Source organism: Brevundimonas sp. (assembly GCF_031082345.1).
Taxonomy (GTDB): domain Bacteria; phylum Pseudomonadota; class Alphaproteobacteria; order Caulobacterales; family Caulobacteraceae; genus Brevundimonas.
This window is the reverse complement of sequence record NZ_JAVHLH010000217.1, coordinates 1-4,689: the sequence shown is the minus strand read 5'-3', so window position 1 is coordinate 4,689 and position 4,689 is coordinate 1. Positions and strand designations below refer to the sequence as shown.

5 protein-coding genes are annotated in these 4,689 nt (G+C 70.4%); 1 reads left to right on the top strand and 4 read right to left on the bottom strand.

What is annotated here, in order from left to right; all coding sequences use genetic code 11:
- The first annotated feature begins 173 nt into the window (after positions 1–173).
- On the top strand, positions 174–935 hold the full coding sequence (locus RDU12_RS12500) for a Bax inhibitor-1/YccA family protein (RefSeq protein ID WP_300291633.1): 762 nt from the start codon (positions 174–176) through the stop codon (positions 933–935).
- Between the two features lie 54 nt (positions 936–989).
- On the opposite strand, the gene RDU12_RS12495 is transcribed toward RDU12_RS12500, so the two are convergent.
- The 4 genes from RDU12_RS12495 to RDU12_RS12480 all read right to left on the bottom strand — a co-directional run.
- Positions 990–1,322: a DUF2794 domain-containing protein gene (locus RDU12_RS12495; protein WP_300291635.1), complete on the bottom strand. Its 333-nt coding sequence runs from the start codon at positions 1,320–1,322 to the stop codon at positions 990–992.
- A gap of 342 nt (positions 1,323–1,664) precedes the next feature.
- Positions 1,665–2,993 (bottom strand): trypsin-like peptidase domain-containing protein, encoded by a 1,329-nt coding sequence (locus RDU12_RS12490; RefSeq protein WP_308684897.1) that lies wholly within the window; start codon positions 2,991–2,993, stop codon positions 1,665–1,667.
- A gap of 27 nt (positions 2,994–3,020) precedes the next feature.
- Positions 3,021–4,454: a HAMP domain-containing sensor histidine kinase gene (locus RDU12_RS12485; protein WP_308684895.1), complete on the bottom strand. Its 1,434-nt coding sequence runs from the start codon at positions 4,452–4,454 to the stop codon at positions 3,021–3,023.
- Positions 4,455–4,461: 7 nt separating this feature from the next.
- Positions 4,462–4,689, bottom strand: a 228-nt coding sequence (locus RDU12_RS12480; RefSeq protein ID WP_308684893.1) for a hypothetical protein, incomplete at its 5' end; no start/stop codon positions are given.

Below are 4,689 nucleotides of genomic sequence, written 5' to 3'. Positions count from 1 at the left end.
TCGGCCACGTCGTCGGGAATGGACAGGGCGGTGAAGAGCCGGACCATGCGACCCTTGGTAGCGGTTGGGAACGGCGGACCCAAGTCCGGTTTTCCTTGCGTGAGGGGGAAGCGACCCCGATATTTGACCGGACAGCCGGGATCATCCCGGCGAACAAGGAGATCGAACTCGCGATGAGCGACTTCAACAACGGCTACGCCCGGCCGCTTCCGCAATCCGCCGACATGTCGGTGGACGCGGGTCTGCGCAGCTTCATGCTGGGCGTCTACAACAAGGTGGCGCTGGGCCTGCTGGTGTCGGCGGTCCTGGCCTATGTCACCGGCTCGGTGCCTGCGGTCCGCGACCTGCTCTTCGCGACCCAAGTCTTCCCCGACGGCGTCACCCGCCTGACCGGCTACACCATGCTGGGCATGATCGTGGCCTTCTCGCCGCTGGTCATCCTGCTGGGCTCCAACTTCGTGATGAAGAACCCGACGTCGGGCGGCGCCAGCGCGCTGTACTGGCTGATCGTGGCCCTGATCGGCGCCTCTATGGGCACGGTGGTGCTGCTCTACACCGGCGCCTCGGTGGTGCAGACCTTCCTGATCACGGCCGCCGCCTTCGGCGCGCTGAGCCTGTTCGGCTATACGACCAAGAAGGACCTGACCGGCATCGGCAGCTTCCTGATCATGGGCGTCATCGGCCTGATCATCGCCTCGGTGGTGAACATCTTCCTGCAGAACAGCATGATGCAGCTGATCATCAGCGTCGCCGGCGTGCTGATCTTCGCGGGCCTGACCGCCTACGACACCCAGCGGCTGAAGATGACCTACTACGCCCTCGGCGGAAACCAGACCGCCATGAGCGTGGCCACCAGCTACGGGGCGCTGAGCCTGTACATCAACTTCATCAACATGTTCCAGTTTCTGCTGATGCTGTTCGGCGGTCGGCGCTGATCGGCCAAACAGGCTGAGAGAACCGGGCCCCGGCGGAGACGCCGGGGCCTTTTTCTATTCGACGACGCTGAGCCGGCGGCTGTCGAAGACGCGGAGCACCTGCGGCAGCTCGCGTCCCCGGCGCAACACCACGCCGCCCTCGCCGATGACCGCCCACTGCCCCTGTTTGAGGCGCAGGGCCGGGCGCTTTTCGATGCGATAGGCGGGGGCGTCGCCCGAACGGCGGAAGACGGCGAATTCGGCCACGTCGCGATGGCCGGCCATGGCGTAGTCGCGCCACTTGCCCGCCGCCACCATCCGTCCGTAGACCCTCAGGATCAGCTCAAGCTCGCGCCGGTCGAAGAAGACCGGACCAGAGGCGGACTGCAAATCGGCGGCGTCGCTCATGGGTCGAAGTTAGGCGGACCGTCCGGAAACGCCAGAGTTTTGCGCCAGCGCCGTTCCGGGCGACCGGCGTGTCGCGAACGTCACTCGCTCAAGAAATCGCCCGGAACACGAAATCGCCGCCGTTCCGCCCATCGTCCGCCCCCTTGGGGGGCGACACCAGACCCATCGGCCTGCCGGAGTTCGGAGCGATCCCGGATCCTGAACAGCCCCCCCAGCCCCCCTGGATCACTCCATTCAAGGGCTCCGGCGGGTCGATGCTTCCTCCAAGCGAGACGCCCGCTCCGCCACCCTCCCCCCTCCGGCTGAGCGGGCGTTTTGCCGTCCGGCGTCCGGCGCCGGCGATCAGGGCAGGATGATTTCGACCGGCTCTCCACCCCGCATGACCGACAGGATGCGTTGGCCGGCTCCGTCCAGGGCGAGGGCGAGCGCGTTCAGATCCGCGACGGGGGTGTCGTCGACGAGGCGGATCAGGTCGCCGGCCTGCAGGCCGGCGCCGGCGGCGACAGAGCCGCCCTCGACCGCGAACACCTGGAGGCCGTCCGTCCCGGTGCGGGCGCTCAGGCCCCGCGCGATCACAACCTCGGACCCGATCACCACCGAACGGTCGCCGGGGGCGTCGACCGTGAGCGTGGCCCGACCCTCGCGGCCGTCGCGCAGGTAGACGACCTGGACCTGGGTTCCGGGCTGGGCGATGCCGATGGTGGCGGCCACGGTGCCGGCGTTCGAGACCGGGCGATTCTGGATGCGGGTGACCACGTCGCCGCGCCGCAGACCGGCCGCCTCGGCCGATGAGCCGGGGGCGACGCTTTCCACCACGGCGCCGCGCACGATGCCGAGGCCGAAATCGCGTGAGCGCTCGGCGTTGAGCGAGCCGAGGATGGCGCCGGTGGAGCCCCGCTTGACCTCGCCGACGGTGCGCAGCTGGTCGACCACATACATCAGGATGCGGCTGGGCACCGCGAAGGCGATGCCGTCGTTGCCGCCGCCGCCGCCCGAGAGGATGGCGGTGTTGATGCCGATCAGCCGTCCGCGGCTGTCCAGCAGCGGGCCGCCGGAATTGCCCGAGTTCACCGCCGCGTCGGTCTGGATGTAGTCCTCGATGCGGTCGCCCATCCCCGAGCGCCCGAGACCCGAAATCACCCCCATGGTCAGGGTCTGGTCGAGGCCGAGCGGATAGCCCACGGCGAAGGCCAGGTCGCCGGTGCGCAGCTGGTCGGAATCGACCACCTCGATCTGGGACAGGCCGCTGGCGTCGAATTTGAGCACGGCGAGGTCGGTGGCCTTGTCGGCGCCGACCAGGACGGCGTCGAAGATGCGCCCGTCGGTCAGGTCGACGGTGAATTTCCGCCCGCCCTCGACGACGTGGTTGTTGGTGACGACGATGCCCTCTTGCGCGTCGATGATGGCGCCGGAGCCGCTGGAGATCGGACGGGGCTCGTTCTCGCCCGAGCTGGGCCCCTCCGACTGGCCGAGGGTCGTCACCTGGACCACGGCGGGCAGGGCCTGTTCCAGGCCTTCGGCGAAGGTGAAGACGCCGCGGCGGGCGTCGTAGGGTATCGGGCCGCTCTGGGGCGCCGACTGGGCCATGGCCGCCGTCGCACCCAGCAGGGGAACCGCCATGGCCAGCGCCAGTATCGACAGGCCGTGGGCCCGGTTGGTGGAACGCGGCATCGCCAATCCCCTGTTGTTGCGGCGAACCTAGCGCGAGAAACGCGCCGTGACGACTGCCCCCGGACAGGCGTCATCAACCGTCATGGACGCACCGTGTCGTTTCAGTATCGCCCGCACGAAGGCCAGCCCCATGCCGTGGCTTTCACGGGCCTCGCCCGGGGCGTGGGCCTCGGGCCGCTCGACGGCCGTGAAGCCCGGCCCCTGGTCCGCGACGGAAAGCATCGGCCGACCATCGCGCAGGCCCGCGGTCAGGGTCACCACCCCGGCGTCGGGAGAGAATTTGACGGCGTTGTCGACCAGGTTCGTCACTGCCCGCTGCAGCAGGGAGCGCACGCCGAGAACCGCCACGGGCTCGCCGTCCACCCGGATCGAGACTCCGCGCTCGTCGGCCAGCGGCTGGTAGAGCTCCGCCGCCTGCGCCGCCAGTTGGTCCAGCCGCACGCTCTCGAACACCCAGGCCTCGCCGTCGCGCAGCGCCATGGCCTCGTTCATGGAGCGGGAGATCTGGGCCAGGTCGGAGCGGGCCTCGTCGATCAGCGTTCGCGCCTCGGGCGTGGTCGCCGTCGCCCGCAGCCGCTCAAGGCGGACGGCGGCGCGCGCCAGCGGAGTGCGGAAGTCGTGGGCCAGCTGGTCGGCCGAGTCGCGCAGCCAGCTCAGCAGCTCGTCGAGGCGGTCGAGGGTCCGGTTCACCTGGCCGGTCAGTTCGGTCAGCTCCGGGGCGAGGGCGGTCTCCGGGGCCCGCAGCGAGAAATCGCCGACGGCGGCGCGATCCAGCGCCCGGCTGACGTCGGCCACCGCGGCCGTCAGGCGGCGACGGGCCACGGCGGCGGCGGCGAGGCCGATGACCAGCAGCAGCAGACCGGTTCCGATCACCGCGGCCACGGCCCAGCCCCAGGCGTCGCCGGACCGGTCGACCACCCGGCCGACGGCGATGTCGAGCGCCCCGAACGAGCGTCTCACGACCACGGCCTCCACCGCCCGGGACGGGCACAGCACGCCGCGGTCGAGCCGCACCACATAGACGTCCTCGCCCAGCCGCCCGGCGCGTTCTCCCCGCGCCGTCTCCAGCGCCGCCAGTCCCGCGGGCTTGCCGACCGGAGCGCGGATGAAGCGCACGCCGGCGCCGCCGCGGCCGGTGCGGCAGGTCTCTTCCAGCGTGCGCGCGTCGCGGGCCGGTCCGTCCTGGAAGGCGCTCAGCCAGGCGGACAGCCAGGCCGCGTCGCCCTCGGTGAGCTGGTCCGCCGACAGGCTGGTTTCCGAGCCCAGCTTGGTGACCATGGCGCTGTAGTCGTCCAGCGCCGCCAGCGCCGCCTTCTCACGCTGGTCCATGCGGACCGCCGCGCCCGTGACCAGCAGCGATCCGGACAGGGCCAGCGCCGCCAGCACGCCCATGGCGGCGGCCAGCTGGGTGGAGGTCCGCCGCGCCAGCCAGCCTGTCAGACCCGGGCTTCGTCCGGCCATAAGCGGTTCAGTCCGCCGCCGCCGACAGGTCGCGGAAGACCAGGCTCTGGCTGCGGGCCGAGACGATCAGCGGATGCAGGTCCTCGCCCAGTTCCGGGGTCTGTTCCTTGAGCCGGCGGCGCAGGGCGCTGATGCGGGCGTCGATGACGTTGACGAAATTGTCGGGGAGGAATTTCCACTCCACCCAGCAGCGGTCCCACAGCATGGTCTTGGTCACCGGCTGGCCGCGCGCGGC

Excerpts from the sequence above, each read along its gene's own strand:
- RDU12_RS12500 (WP_300291633.1), top strand. The coding sequence starts at position 174 with ATGAGCGACTTCAACAACGGCTACGCCCGGCCGCTTCCGCAATCCGCC.
- RDU12_RS12495 (WP_300291635.1), bottom strand. The coding sequence starts at position 1,322 with ATGAGCGACGCCGCCGATTTGCAGTCCGCCTCTGGTCCGGTCTTCTTC.
- RDU12_RS12490 (WP_308684897.1), bottom strand. The coding sequence starts at position 2,993 with ATGCCGCGTTCCACCAACCGGGCCCACGGCCTGTCGATACTGGCGCTG.
- RDU12_RS12485 (WP_308684895.1), bottom strand. The coding sequence starts at position 4,454 with ATGGCCGGACGAAGCCCGGGTCTGACAGGCTGGCTGGCGCGGCGGACC.